Genomic DNA, 19,590 nt, shown 5'->3' on the forward strand with positions numbered 1-19,590 from the left:
AAGAAGAAAATATGGAAACAATCACTCAACATCAGAAACAGTTTCAATATGCTGAGGCTTATGTATCAGACATGTTGGTGCTGAAAAACATTTTTCTGGAAACACAGAATTTGAAGCAGGTAGATCAGAATTTCGGACTTCCTTTTCTTTTGGCTAAAAACGGAAAAGAAACTGTTGCTTTTGCCAGTCTTATCATCAACGAAAAGGATGAAATATCTTTTAAAATCTATGATAAAAATAGAATGACGGAATCAGAAAAAAGGAATTTTTATTCCCGGGCTGAAAGATATTGCAAAAATAATAATACATCCAATTTCAAGGATCCGGAGCAATTAAAAAGCAGTATCAACAGTATGATCAGTTGGCTGAATCCTGAATAAAAACAGGATAAAATTGTACATTTACTTAAAACCCGGATTCTATGTCTAAAGATGTTCTGTACCTTAAAATAGCCAATTCTGTCACAGAGCAGATTAAAAGTGAAACTCTGCAGTTTGGGGACAGGCTTCCTTCATTGCGAAGTGCCCAGAAATTATATAATGTAAGTCTGAATACCATAAAACAGGCGTATATGGAACTCGAAAGCCGTTCGCTGGTAGAATCACGTCCGAAATATGGATATTATGTAAGCCAGACTTCTCAGCGAAAACTGGCGCTGCCTTCTGTGACACAGATGAAGGTTTCTGAAGGTAAAAATACCCCTCAGGATTTGATTGACAAGGTGTTCGGAAGTATCGGAGGAACAGATGTTACACAATTTGCTCTTGGAATTCCGGGGAAAAGCCTTCTTCCGGTGGCCAAGATGAAGAAATGCATGATTGATGTGATCAAAAGAAAGAGCGACAGCGGAACCAACTATGAACCTGTACAAGGAAGTGAGGTGCTTCGCCGGGAAATTGCCAAATGGTCGATGGTGATGGAAGGGAAAATCACAGAAGATGATCTGGTGATTACTTCCGGAGCTATGAACGCCGTTTATAATTGCTTAATGGCAGTTACTCAGCCTGGAGACTCTGTGGCGGTGGAAAGTCCTGTATACTTTGGAATTCTTCAGGCCATCCAGTTATTAGGACTTAAGGCTGTGGAAATTCCTACGCATCCAATTACAGGAGTAGATCTGGATGAGTTAAAAAAGGTAATGCCAAAGCTTTCTGCGTGCTGTTTTGTGGTGAATTATAATAATCCGTTGGGATTTCAGATGCCTGATGATAACAAGAAAGAACTGGTAAAGATGCTTACTGAATATAATGTTCCTTTGGTGGAGGATGATGTCTATGGTAACATTTATTTCGGGGCGGGAAGACCCAAGCCGTGTAAATTTTATGATGAAGCAGGAATTGTGATGTGGGTAGGCTCGGTTTCCAAAACATTGGCACCGGGTTTCAGGGTTGGGTGGGTAGCTCCCGGAAAATTTAAAGAAAAAATTATCCGTCAGAAACTGGTTCAGACGGTAAGCGGACCTTCTTTGTTTTCTGATGTAATTACGGATTTTCTTGCCCACGGACGTTATGATCACCATCTCAGAATGTTCAGGAAAAAGCTGTACGCAAATTACCTTCAGATTCAAAAAGCGGTAACTGAGTATTTTCCGGATAATACAAAAATTTCAGAACCCAAAGGAGGCTTTATGCTTTGGCTGGAGCTGGATAAAAGAATTTGTACGGAAGATCTCTACGATGTGGCTTTTGAGCAGAAAATCAATTTTGCTCCCGGAAGAATGTTTTCACAGCATAATCAGTATCAGAACTGCATGCGTTTGAACTATGCACTGGAATGGACAGACAGGGTGGAAAATGATCTGGAAAAGCTTGGAAAAATGATAAAAAACAGAATTAAATAAACCTTATAGCGATGAATGATAACAATAATGAAGTAAAAATCGTAGCCTATGAACCTCAGTATAAAGAAGCTTTCAAAGCTTTGAATGAAGAATGGATCAAAACATACTTTGTCATGGAAGCCGGCGATTATAAACTGCTGGATAATCCTGAAGAGCATATCTTACATAAAGGAGGGCACATTGTTTTTGCTTTGCTGGATGGAGAAGCAGTAGGAACCTGTGCATTAGTAAAAACAGAAGACAGTCCCCTCACTTTTGAATTGTCAAAAATGGCAGTAAGTCCCAAAGCGCAAGGGAAAAAACTAGGTTACCTTTTGGGAAATACTTTAGTGGAAAAAGCAAAGGAATTAAAAGCTGAAAAAGTATTTTTGGTTACCAATTCTATACTGGTTCCGGCCATTACACTTTATGAAAAGCTGGGCTTTATCCATACTCCCATCAGCAATGCTGAGTATGACCGTGCCGATGTGCAGATGGAGCTGATTTTCAATAAATAAGAAAAAAAATATTAGAACTCGGATAGGAATATCCTTGTTCTAATATCAAAATTTAAATCTAATTGCTTTACTGTTTTATTTCTTGATAAAAGTCCTGGTCAGTGACTTTCTGCTGCCGTTGATTTTTATGAAATACACTCCTGAAGGAAGGTTTTCAATATTAATTTTTTCATCATAATATCCTCTTAAAGACCGCAAATGCGAAATTGAAACAACCGATCCTTTATTGTCAATGATTTCTGCTTTAATTTCCTTATCTTCAGATTGATACTGGATTCCAATAAAGGTAGAAACGGGATTCGGATATATTTTAAGATCATCAGCGGTTACCTTTGTCTCTTTTGCTGTCAATACTTCTTTGGAACATGCCGGAATTCTGTTTACTCCGTCAATTCCCCAAGAAGACTGCACCGGAATACAAAGCCAGTTCAATACCGTTGGGAAATGATCTGTTTCTCTTGTTGTAGAGGTATAGTCGTACACTTTAAAATTATTAACAGTATTGGCATTATAGGTTGGAGAACCTGTAACAGTCATATGATTAGCGTTCGGACTTGAATCAGTCAATGTATTTCCTGAAGTTCCATTACACTTCCAGTTGGCCAGTAATTGAGAATAATAAGGATGCGAAGAGGTAATATCCTGGTTGGCCCAATTCACAATAACATCATTGGGAAGAGCAGATTTCCAGATTCTTATGTCTTTATAAGAAGCCGCCAGATTGATTCCATAAACATTGGTTCCATCCTGGTTTAATGTAAGAGGAAGCCCGGAATCAATATTTCCGATGGTATTCATTTTAGCAAAAGTTACCGGAACGCCATCTTCATACAACGTTACAAGACCATCTCTGTCAAAACTTGCAGCAATATGTTTCCATTTGTTGGTTTCTGCTTTTCCACCAACAAGGTCAATCCTGTTAGTGCCATCGCCAATATTCATTTTAAAAGTCTGTCCTGAATATCCTGAAAAAACAAATCCTTTATTTTTCCCATTAGCCCAGTTTTTATTACTGATCATAACCGGATCACTTGAATAAGAAGCATTAGGTTTTACCCAAAATTCAATGGTAAAATCCTGACTGGCTCCAAAATTGAAAGAAGTCTGGCTGGCTGGTTTGGCATAAGTCCCTGCCGGGAAATTCAACTGATTGAAGGTTTTATTGGATTCCAGAATGGTTTTGCTGATTTGTTGTGGAGTAAATCCCGGGTTGGAATATACTGTAAAAATGTTTCTTTCAGAAAGGTTTCCGCCTCCGTGTGAAGAGTCTACAGCTCCATGATCTGTTGTTAATACCACCAACCAATCTTCATTGTTATATGATGGCCTGTTTTTCATTGCTGCAACAATTTCTCCGATATAAGAATCTGTTGTTTTAATGGAATTTACATACTGTGAAACTGTTGATGAGAATCCATAAGAATGGCCTGCATGGTCTACATCATCAAAATCTACAAAGAGAATATCAGGATTGTCATTCTGCAAAGCCGTAACAGCAGCATTTTTTACGGCAAGATCTGTTGCCAGATTGGTTTTTACATCTGCGGTTTGAATGATTTTGTCGTTGATGGGTGACCAATGTGCCAGAGAGATAGTTCTTAAGCCAGGGTTGTAATTTTCTGCTCTTGTCAGAAAATCAGGGTAATTGACATAGTTCGGGCTTGTGAAATTATTGTCCTGAACATTATGTTTGGTGTGCCATACGCCGGTCAGCATGGTGCTCCATCCGTTTCCGCTCCAGGTTGTAGCAGCACAAAGCCCGTCGGTAGAATAGATCGATTGGCTGATAAGGTTTTGAATGTTGGGAGTAGGTGTAGACATCATGACATCTGCACGGCATCCGTCAATACCAATAAAAAGAACTTTTTTAGTCTGAGCTCCAAGGAAACAGCTCATTACAACAGCCATTGAGAATAGTTTTGTTTTCATGGGGAAAAGGGTTTTTAGAATTGTGAAAGTTTACAAATAGTAATTTATTTTTAATTATTGTAAAATTAGTTTACTACTTGTAAACATTCGTGAACTGAAAGTTAATTAATTGATAATTAAAAAGATCACCGAAAAAAGCTTAGATATTAACCACAAAAGCCACAAAAGAAAAATGACTCTGTTTATTTTAAGTTACATGCTTTGTGAATAGAAGATCAAAAAAGGTTTCTGGAAATGTTGGTTATAACAAATACCTAATGATCAGTACTACATTCCACTCCTCCGGAGGGGTGTCAAATTGGAAATTTGACGGGGTGGTAAAAACACAAACATTTCCAATAGAAAAACCATGAAAACATTTGTGTCAAGAAGTATTTAAAAATAATCTGAAAAAATGGATTAAAGGATTCCCTCAGCTTCAGAAATCGTATTCAGAATATAATCAGGAGCTGCCTTTTCAAGTTCTGATTGGGTCTGAGCTCCGGAAAGAACCGCCACTGTTAATCCGCAACCAGCATTTTTGCCCTCTTCAATATCAATCACAGAATCCCCTGCTTTTAATACTTTATGAGCTTCAGTGATATTGAATTTCTTCATGGCAAGATGAATCATTTCAGGGCTCGGGCGGCTTTCTGAAACATCATCAGCGGTAATTAAAGCATCAAAATGAATACTTTCTTTCCAGTTGAGTTTATCTAAAAGCTGATGGGCTATTTCTGAAGTATAGCCTGTATTCAAAACGATTTTCTTGTTTTGAGCTTTCATATTCAATAAGAAATCTTCCGTTCCGTTGATGGGTTTTACATCCAGATTTTGATAAGATTCTTTCAGTTGTTCAGAAAAATTCTCAAAAATAGCAGAAGCATCTTCTTCGTTCCCATTGATTTCTTTTAAAAGACTTGTGATGGCTTCCAGTTTTTCCATTCCGGCACAGCTGGATAATACTTTTTCCAGGCTTACCACATAGCCATAATCATTCACAGCGTTGGTAAGTGTTTTGTAAACTACATTATCCTCATCAATTGTTGTTCCGGCCATATCCAGAACGAGTAATTCTATATTTTTCATGTAAATGTTATGCGTAAATTTTTTCAATATTAAATTTGGAAAAGCCACCGCTTCCCGTCATTCCTTTTCCTCCGATCCCTGTTACAATATGAATATTGGCAGAAGGGCTGTGCTCAAAAATATCTTTCGTTTTGCACTGAGAATAGATTCCGAACCATCTTCTCTGAATTTCATACGTAGGAAGATCAATAATTTTTTTGGCCTCATGAATCATGAATTCATCAATCTCCATATTAAGGTCATACCCCAAATCATCGGCATTTTTGGCATCTGCATATTCGTGAGAATCTCCTATGATTACAGAACCGTCAAGAGCCTGTTTGAATAAAATATGAACTCCGTATTTCTTCTCAAACGAATTAGGATCTTCTAAAGCCTTGATTTTCTGAAAAGAAGGACATTCGCTGAAAGATTCATACCTTCTTACAGAAAGTCCAGTAAGGATATTTCCCTGAAGTGAATAGATTCCTTGTGGTTTGGTCTGAAGCATCTGCAGCTTACTCACTTCCAGATCACTGTCATTGAATACTTTAGTATATAAAGTTTTAAACTCGTGTCCACCGCAGATTATGATTTTGGAAGCGTTAAATTCCGTTCCATCAGCCTTTACCGCTGTACATTTCTGATCATCTTCATGGGTTTCCAGTACAGATGTATTGTAGAAGATCTGTAATCCCATTTTTTCCTGAAGCAGCTTGTGAAGCTTTACAATCATATCTGCAGAATCTACGGAAAGTTCCTGTGGGAAAAACAGACCTCCTTTGCAATAGTCTGAACGAAGACCATCAAACTTCTTGATGCAGTCGTTTTTAGATAATAAAACAGATTCATAATCATTATTTCTGTTGATTTCATATAGCTCTTCAATCAATTGAAGCTCTTCATCATTGGAAGCAATATAGATGGAGCCATTTTGCCTGATGGTAAGGTCTGCCTGATTATGAAGTTCATTGTATATGGCAAGACTTTCCCTTCCGAAATTCTGCCATTTAAGATCCATTCCGGAAGGTACTACCTGTCCGAAATTTCTTACCGTGGCACCCTGGGGAATAGAATTTCTTTCCAGTAAAGCTACCTTAAGATTTTTCTTCAGCGCATGATAAGCATGGAATGTTCCTAAAATTCCGCCTCCTACAACGAGTAAATCAAATTTTGTTGTCATTTTGCAAATATTTATAAGATTTTCGACGTATCGAAATTGATGAATTGATTAGATTTAGATTTGGGTTTTGACTTTTTTCTGAAAGCCAGAAGAGCAATCACGGAAAGAACGAAAACCGCTATGGTAATGATATAATTTAAGTGGATATAAAAATGCAACCAGGAAGTCTGGGCCGAGCCAAAGTTTTTATACAAAAGAATCAGAACACTTCCCAGATAACCAAAAGAATCTACAATATAGATCAGAAAACCAACATTTCCCTTAATTTCAAAAGCGGCGATCATCCGGTCAAAATAAATTCCATTGAAAGGAATATAGCAAATGTACATTCCGAAGCCTGAAACCGTCATCCATAAAAAAGGAGACAGAGAACCCTGCTGAAACAGATACGTAGAAAGCCCTACCGTAAGAATTCCCATAAAAAGAATGTAATGATAATAGGCAAATGCCTTTTTATTGTTCTTTACTTTTACCATAAAGCTTAAAATTACCAGAACCATTACGGCGATAGGAATTTCCGTTAAAGTGAAAATAGAACTGTCAAAAGTAAAGTTCAGTCCGTCCCAGATTTCACGATTAAAATTATCTCTGAAATCCCTTAAAACGGTTAAACTGATATATAAAAATATGATGCACACAATTGGAACAAAAAACTGTTGGATCAGGGCTTTTCTTTCTTTACCATTCAACGGTTGTCTCTTATTTTTAAGCAAAATATCTTCTTCTGAAGGTTTGGGAATTCTTTCAAGCAATAATCCGAAAAGAATCAGAGGAATAATGAAAATAAGTCCGGTTGAAAAAGGCATCCAGAATTCTGAAATGGAAAAAGTATCCATCAGAAATTTTCCTACAGATTTTGTAAAACCTGAAGAAACCACAAAGCTTGAACATAAAAATAATCCTATGATTTCGGTGGTTTTTCGTCCTTCAATATAAGAGAAAACAATTCCCCAGATCATTCCCAGCGGAATACCATTAATAAACATGAAGAGAATATTGTAAGGAGCAGGAACGGCTGCAAATCCTAATAAGGAAAGCTCAGCAATAGCAATGAAAGTAAACAGATAAGCGATTCGTTTCTCAGGTTTCAATTCCGAAATAAATTTGATCCCGATGAATTTTGAGATAAAATATCCAATAGCTTGGACAATGATAATCAGAATTTTATAATCTACTCCGAAATAGGAAAGCCCTTCGAAGGAAGCTACGGTAAAAGGTTTCCTGAAACCGTACATGCAGAAGTAAACACCGAAAGCAGCAAATGCGGCCTTCAGTGTTACCAGTGTTTTTTTATTGATGGTTCTGGCCATGGTAATGGTTTAGAAGTTCAGTTTTATTCCAAGATTGAAACGTACTCCATAATATTCCACCTGTTCAGGACGGTCTTCGCTTTTTCCGAAGTGATAGATTAACGGTTTGTTCAGTATATTGTTCACATCCGCATATAAGGTCAGGTATTTGGTAAACCGGTAAGAACCTCCGAAGTCAAGATTACTGTATTTGCCATAGTAAGAATCATTGATATCTTCCTCGGCATATTCTACAGCATATTTTCCTTTATAATTGTAAGCCAGCCTTGCATTGAATCCTTTTTTCTCAAAGAAAAGCTGCGCGTTGTACAATTCTTTTGCCTGGTAGGGAAGTGCTACCGTTCTTCCGCCTGGCTTTTCCATTTCGGAAGTCATGAAGGTAGCATTCAATTGTACTCCAAAGTATTGTAAAAACCCTGGAAGGAAGTCAAATCTTTTATTAATTCCCAACTCAACTCCTCCTAACCATGCTGCTTTCCCATTATTAGGAGCTGTGAATTGTACGCCGTTGATTCCATTGTAATCTCCGATAAAAGAATCCTGGAAAATAGGATCAGTAATCGATTTATAGAAAACACCGCCACTCAGAATCCCTACGTTGGAAAAATAATATTCTCCCATCAGGTCAAAATTCAAAGAATAGGTAGGATTAAGATTTGGGTTTCCCCCTTTGAACTCGTTATCTGCTTCAATATAAGTTCCTCCCGGAGTAAGATCGCCAAAATTCGGTCTTGAAAAAGTTCTTGTCGCAGCAAAACGAAGATTGGTTTTATCGTTTAACGTATATTTTAAATGAATCATTGGGAGAACAGCCAGATAGTTTTTAGTATTTTCTACCGGTGTCAGTACGTTATCATTCACGCTGTATCCTCTTACTTTAGTATTGGTATTGGATAACCTGATTCCTCCTAAAATGATGATTTTATCATTCAGTTTATAGGTTGCCATTCCGTAAGCATCTGCATGTTTTTCAAACACATCAAAGTTTCTTCCTAATGCTTTATTATATTGCAATGCTTCGGAATCAGCAGTATTGATTTTTAAATGTCCCTGGTTGTCATACCAAAACTGGTTCATTCCTGTGGTTGAAAGTACCGGACCAAAAGTATTGCCGATGTGGGCATTCATTTCACTTAAATATTTCGGTCCGTTGGGCTGTGTCGTGATGTATTGAGAATAATTTGACAGAAGAGGCGCTGTTCCGCTGCTCCAGTTGTAGAAAATATCGGAGAATTTTGCATTACGTTCCTTATCTCGGTATTTAAAACCATATTTTAAAGTCAGTTTATCAGAAGCATTAATTTCGTGGTTGAATGCCGCTACGATTTTATCCTTTTCCTCTACAAAGACTTTATAAAATTCAAGATCTGTAAATCTCATCTGAGAAGCATCCATTTTAAAGTTCGGATCACTGTAGAAACCGAATAAAGCATCCGGATTTTTATAATCTAATTTCCCACCGTCAGCTTTCCAATACGCTCTAGGACCATTTCCATGATTTGAAATATAATCAGGATTGATGCCTACACCAGATTGAGTGTACTTGATGACATAGTAAGAATTGTTTTGCTTATCAGGGATATTTCCATACTTGAATTGGTTGTTGTAGTAAGATAAATCCCAGTCGATTTTTCCTTTATTGAATTGATGAACCGCTCCCAAAGAAACAGAAGTAAGCTCCGTTATCAGTAAATTGTGGATGTTTTGAAGCTCTACTCTTGCTGTATTGCTGGCACTGCTGAATTTATCAAAACGGATTCTGTGTTTATAATGAGTCTCGTCATCCGATAAGGTACCATACATTCCTTTTAAATAGAAGGTCGTTTTTGGAGATAGTACGTATTCGAAAGCAGTATTGATTCCTGTTGTTTTTCTGACTCCGTTATAATCGCGAAGTTCCAGCCTGAAAACCCCTTCGTCACCACTTCTTCGTGCTTCAAAATTATCGGTAGACCAGTTTCTTATGAAATGCGCAAAGTTGAATAAATACCCGAATTTTTTATCCTTTGTTCTTCCTCCATATAAAAATCCAAGGTTGTAGACGCCTTTATCAGACTTTGCATTATAACCGCTTCCCACAGTAGCTTTAAATTCTGTTTTCATCGGTGGAGTTTTGGTGATAAAATTGACACCGCCGCCTATTCCGTCAGCTTCCATATCTGGGGTAAAAGACTTGTTTACATGTACATAGGAGATCAGTTCTGTAGGAAAGAAATCAAATGCCGTTGCTCTGGAAGTCGTTTCTTCCTCTGCGGTGGGAAGTCTGTTTCCATTAATGGTTGTGGATGCCCAGAATGGCGGAAGTCCTCTCAGGGAAACAAATCTTCCTTCTCCCTGGTCTCTTTCAATAGAAACTCCCTGCACACGCTGTACGGTTTCTGCTGCATTTCTGTCCGGTAGCTTTCCGATTCCGTCTGAAGCGATGACATTGGTGATATTAATGGCATTTTTCTGAAGGTTTAAAGCTCTCGCTTCCGTATTTTTTAACGTTCCGGTAACGACAATTTCGCCAATATTTTTTCTCGGTTGGGATAGTTTGATAATTCCTAAGTCAACCGTTTGTTCCGGTTTAAGATCTACATTGATATCTGAAGATTCATAACCAATGTAGCTGATTTGTAGAGTGTACTGGCCTTCTTTGATATCATTGATGGCAAATTTCCCTTCAATATCAGTCGTTATATTTTTAGATAAGCCTTTTATTTTGACTGTGGCCCCGGGGAGAGGCTGGCTGTCGTCAAGCACAGTTCCTATAATTAACTGTTTTTGCGCTGAAACAAAGACTATGAGACAGACAAAAACAAGGGTGAATAATTTCTCTAATTTTGTTTTCATTTTTACATATATTAAATTTTTTATGCAAATCAAGCTAATAATTTTAATATATATAAATATTTTGTGTTAAGTATTGTTTAACAAATAAGTTCTGTTTGTTACGTTTATTTTACCTTTAAATGTATTAATGCCATCCTTTAAAAACAGATCTAAACAATTTTTAAATTCACTGTTTCAGCATTTTCCACAAATATTTCCTGAAAATAAAAGGAATTGAAATTTCCCAAAAGCAGGCTTGATTTGGTTCATATTTCGTTCATCTTGGAAGAATGACGAAAACCAGAAGTTGCATATTTGTAAACTTTTGTGTGTGCTGTAAAGTCAAAAATTGAAGAATAATGTAAAAATTGAGATATGATGTAAATGCAAAGTTTAATAATTATAATGCTAAATTATAAGTGTGCAAAGGTTACGACGTTGTCGTTGAAGAAGCTTGATTATTATATGTGTATTTATAAGGAATCTACACTACAATTGTTATTCTGAATGAAATGAAATGTAATGAAGAATCTCGCGTTATTGAATGCAAATAAGAGATTCTTCCTTCGTCAGAATGACAAAAGAAAAATAGTAAAAGCTTTGCGTTAAAAAAATGAATAGTTAAGCCGTATAAAAATAAAGAACAAGCATTACACAGCTTTCATTGCTGATGCTTACCGGAACGTGAGGAAACTTTCCGTTGAAATACAAAGAATCTCCTTCTTTTAAGATGACTTCTTCATTATCAATCACATATTTCACTTCTCCTTTCAGAATATATTTAAATTCCCAGGCATCCGTAATGACCTTTTCCCTTTTAGAATTAGGTTCAAGCGTCAGCAGAACGGCCTCAAAACCTAAAGAATGAAGGCTCTTGCTGAAGATGTGCATATATTTAAACCCCTCAGCTTCCACTTCTTTTTCTATAATTTGCTGGCTCTCCTTCGGGACATAAATGAATTTGGCATTGGACTTTTTTTCAACTCCTTCAAAAAAATAACTGGCATCAATCTCCAGCGACTGAATCAGATCCAATAACACAGGTAGTGAAGGAATCGTTCTTCCGTTTTCAATTCTGGAAACAAGTCCGTTGCTCACATTCGCTTTGAAGGCCAGCTCATTAATGGTTAAATTATTCTTTTTTCTAATATCCTTTAATCTCTTGCCGATACCTATTAAAAAGTCATTCATACTGTGTGTAATTTAACCTGAATTATATTCAAACAAAGGTAATATTATTCTATAGAGTTTAGGTACAGGAGGGAATCAATTCATTGAAAATTATTATTTGCTACTTGACTCTCTGATATTCCTCGCTTTTTCTCCCAGGAAAATTTCCCTATTTTTGTAAAACTCCTTATTTCATCTATGAAAAAAATTATTCTTATCGAAGACGAAACCAGTGTGGTGTCCTTTATTAAAAAGGGACTTCAGGAAAATGGATATGAAATTTCTGTAGCTTTTGACGGCCGTACAGGAGTTCAGCTGGTGCAGGCTAACGATTTTGATCTGGTAATTTTAGACATTATGCTTCCGGAAATGAACGGTCTGGATGTGTGCAAAGAAATAAGAAAAACCAATCAGAGCGTTCCTATTTTATTTCTGACTGCTTTGGGAACTTCTGAAAATATTGTTCTCGGCCTGGAAAGCGGTGGAGATGATTATCTGGTGAAACCTTTCAAATTCATTGAGTTGGTTGCGCGGGTAAAATCCCTGCTAAGAAGAAGCAATAACAACGGTCCGCAGGAAATTGCTGAACCGGAGCCGGATAATGAACATGTATTCCAGTTTTCGGATCTGATGGTGAATGATTATACCAAGAAAGTAACCCGAGCCGGAGAAGAGATTTCTCTTACTTCCACAGAGTATAAACTGCTGCTGTATTTCCTGAATAATCCGGAAAAAGTAATTTCGAGAGCAGAAATTCTGGATGCGGTCTGGGGCGTAAACTATGAACTGGGAACCAACGTGGTAGATGTTTATGTTAATTATTTAAGGAAAAAACTGGACAGCCAGGATGATAATAAGCTGATTCATACCGTTATAGGAATGGGTTATGTGTTGAAAAAGACATAATGAATGTTTAACAGAGTCATTACAAATCAAACCAAAACGATGGTGCTTTTGATGTTGGTTTTTACCGCCATCATTTTGCTGTTCAGTGGTTTGGTGTACTTTTCTATTGTTAATTTTTCACATCAGAGGTTTTATGAGCTGCTGAAGATAAGGACAGCGACCATTGTTCAGATCGAAAAAAGTAAAGATCATCTCGACCTTCCTGAAAACTATATTCTCAGCAACCTGAATGATGAGGAACTTCCGATGGAAAGAGACTATGTTTTTGCGGTTCCTGCCGATTCCAATTTCAAAAAAATATCTCAGGAAGTTCATATCCCCGATTATTTCTTTAAAAATATTATCAGAGAAGGAGAATCCAATTATAATGATGAAGAATTCTATTATATAGGACAAAGTTTCAGATATGATGATAAAGATTATATTGCCATCGCTTCTGCCAAAAACCATTATGTTGTTTATTATCTGGGCTTTTTAAAGAGAACACTGCTTACCTGTATTGTACTGTCTCTGTTTTTCAGTATGATTTTTTCTTTTTATCTGTCCAAAACCTTATTCAGGCCGATCTTAAAAATTACAGGAAAAGTAAAAGAAATCAGTTCTGAAAACCTTCACTTAAGATTGGAATCACATCCTGATAATAAAGAGCTTAATGAGTTGGTAGATACCTTTAATGATATGCTCAACCGCATTGAAACGTCTTTTGAAACCCAGAACCACCTGATTGGCAATGTTTCCCACGAATTGAGGACGCCTCTTACATCCATCATGGGAGAAGCCGATGTTGCGCTTTCTATCAGCAGAACGGCTGATGAATACAAAGAAACCCTCGGAATCATTCTGGATGAAGCTGAAAAGCTGGATAAAAAGATTAAAGCACTCTTAATGATTGCCCAAACCGGATTCGACGGGAAAATCCAGAAAATGGATAAGGTGAGAATTGATCAGCTTCTTTGGGACGTTATTGAAACCTTAAGGCGAATTGATTCCCGAAACAATATCTATCTTGATATCAGCATGCTTCCCGATAATCCTAAGAAATTAAAAGTTCAGGGGAATGAGCAGCTACTGCATCTTGCAGTGGCCAATATCATCAGTAATGGCTGTAAATATTCTAATTTTCAGCAGGTTAAAGTCTCTCTTGGCGCCACCAATACAGATGTCTACATCATTATAAAAGATAATGGGATCGGAATTCCTGAAGTGGAAATGAATAAAATCTACGATCCGTTTTTCAGAGCTTCCAATACCAATAATTATGAAGGCTACGGGATCGGACTTCCACTGGCAAGGAATATCGTCAGAATGCACCACGGTGAACTGATTGTAAGCTCTCACGAAAACCAGGGAACAACGGTACAAATGCGTTTTCCTAATTTCTACAGCACTCAGAAGGGGGAACAAGCCAAAGTGTAAACCAGAATAACAATAGGCAAAATCGCAAATTGACGAAAAAGCGAAATGGCAAAAATGCAAAGAGCTTTTCGCCATATTAATTCCCGTTAACAATTTTCTAATCTTATTTTAATCTCTTTAATCACATTTTAATTCCATTCCAAAGATCTTCTAATATGGTCGTTCTAGTTTTGTATCATCAAAAAAGATAAACACAATACAAAATAATAAGAACATGACTAAAACAATTTTAATTGCAACAGATTACTCTCTTGAGTCATTGAATATATTGAAAAAAGTACTTAAAGAGAAAGAAGCAGCAGAAGATCAGAACCAATATAACATTTTTCTGACTTCCGGGTATGATTCCGGAGATTCTATCAGAGATCTTTTGTTCAGTACCAAAACATCGGTATTCAATAAAATAAGACCTGCAGAATTCTGTGATGCTTTGGGAATTATCAGCAATAAATATCCTCATCTGGTCAATAAAATCATCTGCGACATTTTCACAGGAAGTTTCCAGAGAACATTCAACCAATATGTAAAGGCGGAAAACATTGAGGAAGCTTATTATTCTCCATCCATCAAAAGCAGAGGAAACGGAAAATTTGATCTGATTCCTTATATCAGGAAATGCAAAGAACTGAAATCTCATGAAATTACGGTCGAAGTAAGAGAAAAACTTCCGGAAAGAGGAAGGCTGGCAGAGATTTTTGTAGAAGTCTGAAAATTAAACACAATTTAAAAAAATAAAAAATGTTAAGAAATTATAGTAACAGCAGGACATTGGGAGACAACATCAGGTTGGGAACGCTGACTGCCTTCACGGCAGGTACTATAAACATTGCTTCCCTGTTGATATTCCTCTCTTTCACGTCAAACGTAACAGGACATTACGCTATTTTAGCGGCAGAAATCAGTAAAGGAAACTGGACACAGGTAGGAGTTGTAGGCGGATGGATCTTTTTGTTCTTCTTCGGAAGCTTCCTGTCCAACTTTATTGTTATCAATTTTAATAAGAAAAGTAAATATTTCGCCCATGCCATGCCGATTGTGCTGGAAATCATATGTCTTCTGTTTGTAGGAATATACGGACAGTTTTATTACCAGAAAACATTGGAAGAAACAGAATATTTAGTGGCTTTGATGCTTTTTGCCACCGGACTTCAGAACGGTCTTACCGCAAGTATTTCCAACTTCTCTGTGAAAACGACCCACCTTACCGGAACCACTACCGACCTGGGAATTCTGGTATCCATGTTTACCCAGAAAAAATACAGAAAAAACGGGGAGCTGATTGGCAGGGCAAAACTTCTCATGAGTATTATGCTTGCTTATGTAATGGGCGCTGTATTCTCGGGGTTAACATATTACTATCTGGAATTCAGAGTATTCTATGTGATCAGCATATGTCTTCTGATTGTCATCGGATATGATGCTTATAAAATTCATATTCGTCATTTCAACACAAAATACAGATACAGCAGGATTTATAAAAAACCTAATCTCTTTGCTTATCTGTATGATAAAATCCATGGAATTCCTAAAAGAGAAAAGAAAAGAAAGCTTGTCTTTGAGGATTAAAATATAAAACACACTATTAATTTTTTGTATAAACTAGCTGTAAGTGCCCTTATTTTATCATAGAATAGGGGCATTTTTCTTAAAAATTAATTTAATTATGTAAAAATGACTTGTTTTTGTCCTGTTTTTAACGATTGTTGAAATAAAGATTTCCGGATTGGAGCAATAAACTTGCTAACGCCCTTCATTACAAACATTAAAAAAACCGGTTGGGGATAAATAGGCAAAAATGTTGATAATTAAATATTAAATCACGATTTTAGTATTTTAATTCCCGTTTTCATTGACTATTTTTGTAAGTTGATTTACGTTTTTATGTCAGATATTATTCAGCTTTTACCGGATCATGTAGCCAACCAAATTGCAGCAGGAGAGGTGGTGCAGAGGCCTGCATCCATCGTGAAAGAACTTTTGGAAAATGCTATTGATGCAGATGCAACGAAAATTGAACTGATCATCAGAGATGCCGGGAAAAACCTTATCCAGGTGGTGGATGACGGAAAAGGAATGTCTGAAACAGATGCCCGTATGGCGTTTGAAAGGCATGCTACCTCAAAAATCAAAGGAACTGAAGATATCTTTAAGATAGCCACCAAAGGATTTCGTGGTGAAGCGCTGGCTTCTATAGCAGCAGTTTCCCAGGTGGAGCTCAGAACAAAACAGAAGGATACTTCCATTGGAACCAATATCTATATCGAAGGAGGGGTTTTCCAGTTTCAGGATCCGGTTCAGACAGCAGACGGATCAAATTTTTTAGTAAAAAATCTTTTCTACAATGTTCCTGCAAGAAGGAAATTTTTGAAAAATAATAATATTGAATTCAGACACGTAATTGATGAATTTCAGCGTGTTGCACTGGCTCATGAGAATCTGGAGTTTTCCCTTTTTCATGATGATGAAGCTGTTTTCAGACTGAGAAAAGGAAGCCAGATGCAGCGTATTGTGGATGTTTTCGGAAGAAAGCTTCAGCCGCTTCTGATTCCTATTAAAGAAGACATTATCTGGTGTAAACTTCATGGTTTTGTTGCTAAACCTGAAGGGGCCAAGAAAGCAAGAGGCGAGCAGTTCCTTTTTGTTAATGGAAGATACTTCAGAAGTGCATACTTCAATAAAGCAGTACAGGAAGCTTTTGAAGGCCTGCTTCAGCCTGGATATGTGCCATCCTTTTTCCTTTTTCTGGAACTTGATCCGGAGAAAATAGATGTTAACATCCATCCACAGAAAACTGAAGTGAAATTTGAAGATGAGCATCTTATTTTTGCTTTGCTTCGTTCAACCATTAAGAGATCTTTAGGGATTTACAATGTTTCTCCAAGCCTGGATTTCGACAGAGATCCCGAACTGGATGAAATGATGAATAAACCTATTCCGAGCAAAGGAAATGGAGGAGGATCCGGCGGAGGTGTTTTCAAAATGCCTGAAATCATTGTAGATAAAGACTATAATCCGTTTCTGGAAGAGAAAAATGTAGTACATCCGGAGGAAATTCAGAACCTTACGGAAATGTACCATCAGAATATTACAGCAGAGCCTTCAAAGATTAATCTGTTTGAAGATGAGGATTTTGATGAAGATCTGATGAGGCTTCCCAATGGATACTGGCTTTTTAACAAAGGAGATGTCACTTTAATGCTGGATCTGGGAAGAATGCACAGACTGTTGGTTTCTGAAGGAAACAAATCCACCAGAAAATCAAGCACAAACAGCCATGCTCTTCTTTTCTCCCTGGAGTATCATATGAATGAAATCGAAAAGGCAAAATACAATTCGATCAAAAAATATCTTCCGGAATTAGGGTTTGACATGAAAATTGCTCATGAAAGTGTACTTCGAATAGATTCACTTCCGGAAGGGCTGAAAGAAACCCAGGCCATGAAATTCCTGGAGAACCTTTTTGAGATCCTGGATTACAAGACGGAAGAAGAATTCATGCAGTATTACCATAACCAATGGAATAAAATGCAGTCGAAATCCAGATTTGACTTTATTTATAAAAAAGATGCGGAACAACTGATCAAAGACTTTACAGCATTAGGCTTCCCGGAATTTTTACCGGATGGCAAAAGATGCTTTTATGAAGTTCCGTTTAATGACTTTAAAAACAAATTTTAAAAAATATGTTTAACAATATACCACCCATTACAAGGAACATTATTATTATCAACATTATTGTTTATTTGGTTGCTAATTTTATGCTTCCGAATTTATACGATACACTTTCTGGGTTTTATCCATTCTCTCCCAATTTTAAATCCTGGCAGGTTATTACCCATATGTTTATGCACGCTCCATTTAGAGAGCCTGGGGGTATAATGCATATTTTATTTAATATGTTTACATTATTTAGCTTTGGACCTATTCTGGAGCAAACATTGGGAGATAAAAAATATCTGATACTATATTTCGCAAGTGGACTAGGCTCGTTTTTCTTATTCAATCTTTGGAATTTTGTAGAAGCTCAGCAAATTATTTCTGGTTTACAAGATATGGGACTTAGCGCGGCCGAAATTTATCCAAAAGCCGCACTTGATTATGTGGGAAGTCTGAAGATCAGTGCTACAACAGTTGAAGGACAGGAATTATCCAGTCAATATTATAACCTGCTTATATCTCGTATGATGGGTGCTTCCGGCGCTATTTTCGGAGTAGTAGCAGCTTTTGCCACATTATATCCCGATGCTAAAATCGGAATTATGTTTATTCCTGTTCCGATTAAAGTAAAATATCTTTTACCAATTATTGTTGTAATTTCAATATATCTTGGAGTATCAGGAAACGGAGGAGGCATTGCCCACCTTGCTCACGTAGGAGGAGCTTTGGTTGGATGGCTTTTGGCAAGGATATGGAAAAAGCATTTATACAGATTCAACTAAAGTAACATTGTGAAGATTTTCCGACTCATAGTATTTATTATCCATCTGGGAATTTTGTTTCTGCTGCTGGGTACTTTACTGAACGCTTACGTACCGCCAAAGATTTTTCCATGGTTTAATCTGCTGTCATTAGGATTCCCGGTTCTCATGATTTTATATATGATCCTGACCATATTCTGGGTATTAAGCTGGAAAAAAAGGGCTTTTGTATTTATGTTGGCGGGTTTGGCATTTATGAATCCTGTAAAAAGATGGGTTAACTATTCTGATCAGAAAGGAAACGCTGAAATAAAAGTGATTTCTTTTAATACAAGGGCTGGCAGAATAGGAAACAAAGAGGTAGGACCGTACCTGAAATCTCAGGATGCTGATGTTATTCTTTTACAGGAGGACGCGGGTATTAAATATCAGTTTGATGGTTATCAGAAAGCAAATCCCGGAGGCGGCTTAACAATTCTGACCAGGCATAAAATCATTAAACAGCAGATTATTGATCCTCAAGATGAAGAGGTAAGAATTCCCGGTGTGCTGGCTGATATAGAAATTAAAGGCAAAACCTACAGGTTCATTGATGTCTATCTCAATCCATTTCGCTTTCAAAAAGAGATGGTGAAACTTAACGGAGATACCGATAACGACGAACAAAAAATAAAAGATGTTGTTAAGAGACTCATTCCTACCTTTAAAAAACATCAGGATCAGGTAGCGCTTATTCGTGAAGTAATTGACAATTCGCCTTACCCTGTTATCCTTACAGGTGATTTCAATTCTGTTCCCAATTCTTACGAATATTATCATTTATCTGATGGGCTTGACGATGCATTTCTGACTGCAGGAAAAGGAAGTGCAACCAGTTTTCACGATTATAAATTCCCCATCAGGATCGACTATATTTTTTCTTCAAAGTCATTAAAGGCAATATCTTACGAAATTGACCGTTCTGTAAGTATTTCAGATCATTATCCTGTCGCAGTAACATTTTCTACGGAGAATAAATAATCATAAAAAGAGTTAAAATTGTCTGCTTGGTAGGATTTTT

General features: G+C 37.0%; 16 protein-coding genes. 10 read left to right on the plus strand and 6 right to left on the minus strand.

Features of this window, described 5'->3' with window-relative positions; translation table 11 throughout:
- Positions 1–11 precede the first annotated feature (11 nt).
- Genes ACLI50_RS18765 through ACLI50_RS18775 form a run of 3 tightly spaced genes read left to right on the plus strand, consistent with a single transcriptional unit; the run spans position 12 to position 2,337 of the window.
- On the plus strand, positions 12–380 hold the full coding sequence (locus ACLI50_RS18765) for a hypothetical protein (RefSeq protein WP_062672683.1): 369 nt from the start codon (positions 12–14) through the stop codon (positions 378–380).
- A 41-nt stretch (positions 381–421) separates the two neighbouring features.
- Positions 422–1,840, plus strand: coding sequence for an aminotransferase-like domain-containing protein (locus ACLI50_RS18770; RefSeq protein ID WP_411414406.1), 1,419 nt, complete (start codon positions 422–424; stop codon positions 1,838–1,840).
- Positions 1,841–1,851: 11 nt separating this feature from the next.
- Complete coding sequence (locus tag ACLI50_RS18775) at positions 1,852–2,337, plus strand: GNAT family N-acetyltransferase (RefSeq protein WP_202842257.1); 486 nt, start codon at positions 1,852–1,854, stop codon at positions 2,335–2,337.
- Between the two features lie 75 nt (positions 2,338–2,412).
- Here the strand turns inward: ACLI50_RS18775 and ACLI50_RS18780 are convergent, their stop codons facing one another.
- The 6 genes from ACLI50_RS18780 to ACLI50_RS18805 all read right to left on the minus strand — a co-directional run bounded on the left by ACLI50_RS18780 (position 2,413) and on the right by ACLI50_RS18805 (position 11,811).
- Positions 2,413–4,266 carry an alkaline phosphatase family protein gene (locus ACLI50_RS18780; protein ID WP_411414407.1) on the minus strand — a complete coding sequence of 618 codons (1,854 nt, stop codon included), beginning with the start codon at positions 4,264–4,266 and terminating at the stop codon, positions 2,413–2,415.
- Positions 4,267–4,665: 399 nt separating this feature from the next.
- On the minus strand, positions 4,666–5,334 hold the full coding sequence (locus ACLI50_RS18785) for an HAD-IA family hydrolase (protein ID WP_202842268.1): 669 nt from the start codon (positions 5,332–5,334) through the stop codon (positions 4,666–4,668).
- Positions 5,335–5,341: 7 nt separating this feature from the next.
- A complete protein-coding gene (locus ACLI50_RS18790) occupies positions 5,342–6,496 on the minus strand; it encodes a TIGR03364 family FAD-dependent oxidoreductase (protein ID WP_411414408.1) in 1,155 nt (384 codons plus the stop codon).
- Between the two features lie 11 nt (positions 6,497–6,507).
- Complete coding sequence (locus tag ACLI50_RS18795; RefSeq protein WP_411414409.1) at positions 6,508–7,806, minus strand: DUF5690 family protein; 1,299 nt, start codon at positions 7,804–7,806, stop codon at positions 6,508–6,510.
- Between the two features lie 9 nt (positions 7,807–7,815).
- The gene (locus ACLI50_RS18800) at positions 7,816–10,641 is read right to left on the minus strand and encodes a TonB-dependent receptor (protein ID WP_411414410.1); all 2,826 of its coding nucleotides are present in this window, start codon (positions 10,639–10,641) and stop codon (positions 7,816–7,818) included.
- A gap of 600 nt (positions 10,642–11,241) precedes the next feature.
- A complete protein-coding gene (locus ACLI50_RS18805) occupies positions 11,242–11,811 on the minus strand; it encodes a helix-turn-helix domain-containing protein (protein WP_202842276.1) in 570 nt (189 codons plus the stop codon).
- 177 nt (positions 11,812–11,988) lie between these two features.
- Here ACLI50_RS18805 and ACLI50_RS18810 point away from each other — a divergent pair, with 177 nt between their 5' ends.
- The 7 genes from ACLI50_RS18810 (at position 11,989) to ACLI50_RS18840 (ending at position 19,550) form a co-directional block, all read left to right on the plus strand.
- Positions 11,989–12,696 carry a response regulator transcription factor gene (locus ACLI50_RS18810; RefSeq protein WP_062673733.1) on the plus strand — a complete coding sequence of 236 codons (708 nt, stop codon included), beginning with the start codon at positions 11,989–11,991 and terminating at the stop codon, positions 12,694–12,696.
- Positions 12,697–12,699: 3 nt separating this feature from the next.
- Entirely contained in the window at positions 12,700–14,112 is a 1,413-nt protein-coding gene (locus ACLI50_RS18815; protein WP_110011304.1) for a sensor histidine kinase, read from the plus strand.
- 214 nt (positions 14,113–14,326) lie between these two features.
- Positions 14,327–14,821: a hypothetical protein gene (locus tag ACLI50_RS18820; RefSeq protein ID WP_202842277.1), complete on the plus strand. Its 495-nt coding sequence runs from the start codon at positions 14,327–14,329 to the stop codon at positions 14,819–14,821.
- Positions 14,822–14,850: 29 nt separating this feature from the next.
- The gene (locus ACLI50_RS18825) at positions 14,851–15,678 is read left to right on the plus strand and encodes a YoaK family protein (RefSeq protein WP_137904592.1); all 828 of its coding nucleotides are present in this window, start codon (positions 14,851–14,853) and stop codon (positions 15,676–15,678) included.
- Between the two features lie 315 nt (positions 15,679–15,993).
- Positions 15,994–17,790, plus strand: a complete 1,797-nt coding sequence (gene mutL / locus ACLI50_RS18830; RefSeq protein ID WP_343641292.1) for a DNA mismatch repair endonuclease MutL — start codon at positions 15,994–15,996, stop codon at positions 17,788–17,790.
- Between the two features lie 5 nt (positions 17,791–17,795).
- A complete protein-coding gene (locus ACLI50_RS18835) occupies positions 17,796–18,551 on the plus strand; it encodes a rhomboid family intramembrane serine protease (protein ID WP_202842281.1) in 756 nt (251 codons plus the stop codon).
- 9 nt (positions 18,552–18,560) lie between these two features.
- A complete protein-coding gene (locus ACLI50_RS18840) occupies positions 18,561–19,550 on the plus strand; it encodes an endonuclease/exonuclease/phosphatase family protein (protein ID WP_343641287.1) in 990 nt (329 codons plus the stop codon).
- Positions 19,551–19,590: the final 40 nt, after the last annotated feature.

The sequence above is a fragment of the Chryseobacterium cupriresistens genome (assembly GCF_046614675.1).
Taxonomy (GTDB): domain Bacteria; phylum Bacteroidota; class Bacteroidia; order Flavobacteriales; family Weeksellaceae; genus Chryseobacterium; species Chryseobacterium cupriresistens.

What these genes read in the sequence shown, in the direction of transcription:
- ACLI50_RS18765 (WP_062672683.1), top strand. Translation starts at nt 12, where the DNA reads ATGGAAACAATCACTCAACATCAGAAACAGTTTCAATATGCTGAGGCT.
- ACLI50_RS18770 (WP_411414406.1), top strand. Translation starts at nt 422, where the DNA reads ATGTCTAAAGATGTTCTGTACCTTAAAATAGCCAATTCTGTCACAGAG.
- ACLI50_RS18775 (WP_202842257.1), top strand. Translation starts at nt 1,852, where the DNA reads ATGAATGATAACAATAATGAAGTAAAAATCGTAGCCTATGAACCTCAG.
- ACLI50_RS18780 (WP_411414407.1), bottom strand. Translation starts at nt 4,266, where the DNA reads ATGAAAACAAAACTATTCTCAATGGCTGTTGTAATGAGCTGTTTCCTT.
- ACLI50_RS18785 (WP_202842268.1), bottom strand. Translation starts at nt 5,334, where the DNA reads ATGAAAAATATAGAATTACTCGTTCTGGATATGGCCGGAACAACAATT.
- ACLI50_RS18790 (WP_411414408.1), bottom strand. Translation starts at nt 6,496, where the DNA reads ATGACAACAAAATTTGATTTACTCGTTGTAGGAGGCGGAATTTTAGGA.
- ACLI50_RS18795 (WP_411414409.1), bottom strand. Translation starts at nt 7,806, where the DNA reads ATGGCCAGAACCATCAATAAAAAAACACTGGTAACACTGAAGGCCGCA.
- ACLI50_RS18800 (WP_411414410.1), bottom strand. Translation starts at nt 10,641, where the DNA reads ATGAAAACAAAATTAGAGAAATTATTCACCCTTGTTTTTGTCTGTCTC.
- ACLI50_RS18805 (WP_202842276.1), bottom strand. Translation starts at nt 11,811, where the DNA reads ATGAATGACTTTTTAATAGGTATCGGCAAGAGATTAAAGGATATTAGA.
- ACLI50_RS18810 (WP_062673733.1), top strand. Translation starts at nt 11,989, where the DNA reads ATGAAAAAAATTATTCTTATCGAAGACGAAACCAGTGTGGTGTCCTTT.
- ACLI50_RS18815 (WP_110011304.1), top strand. Translation starts at nt 12,700, where the DNA reads ATGTTTAACAGAGTCATTACAAATCAAACCAAAACGATGGTGCTTTTG.
- ACLI50_RS18820 (WP_202842277.1), top strand. Translation starts at nt 14,327, where the DNA reads ATGACTAAAACAATTTTAATTGCAACAGATTACTCTCTTGAGTCATTG.
- ACLI50_RS18825 (WP_137904592.1), top strand. Translation starts at nt 14,851, where the DNA reads ATGTTAAGAAATTATAGTAACAGCAGGACATTGGGAGACAACATCAGG.
- mutL (WP_343641292.1), top strand. Translation starts at nt 15,994, where the DNA reads ATGTCAGATATTATTCAGCTTTTACCGGATCATGTAGCCAACCAAATT.
- ACLI50_RS18835 (WP_202842281.1), top strand. Translation starts at nt 17,796, where the DNA reads ATGTTTAACAATATACCACCCATTACAAGGAACATTATTATTATCAAC.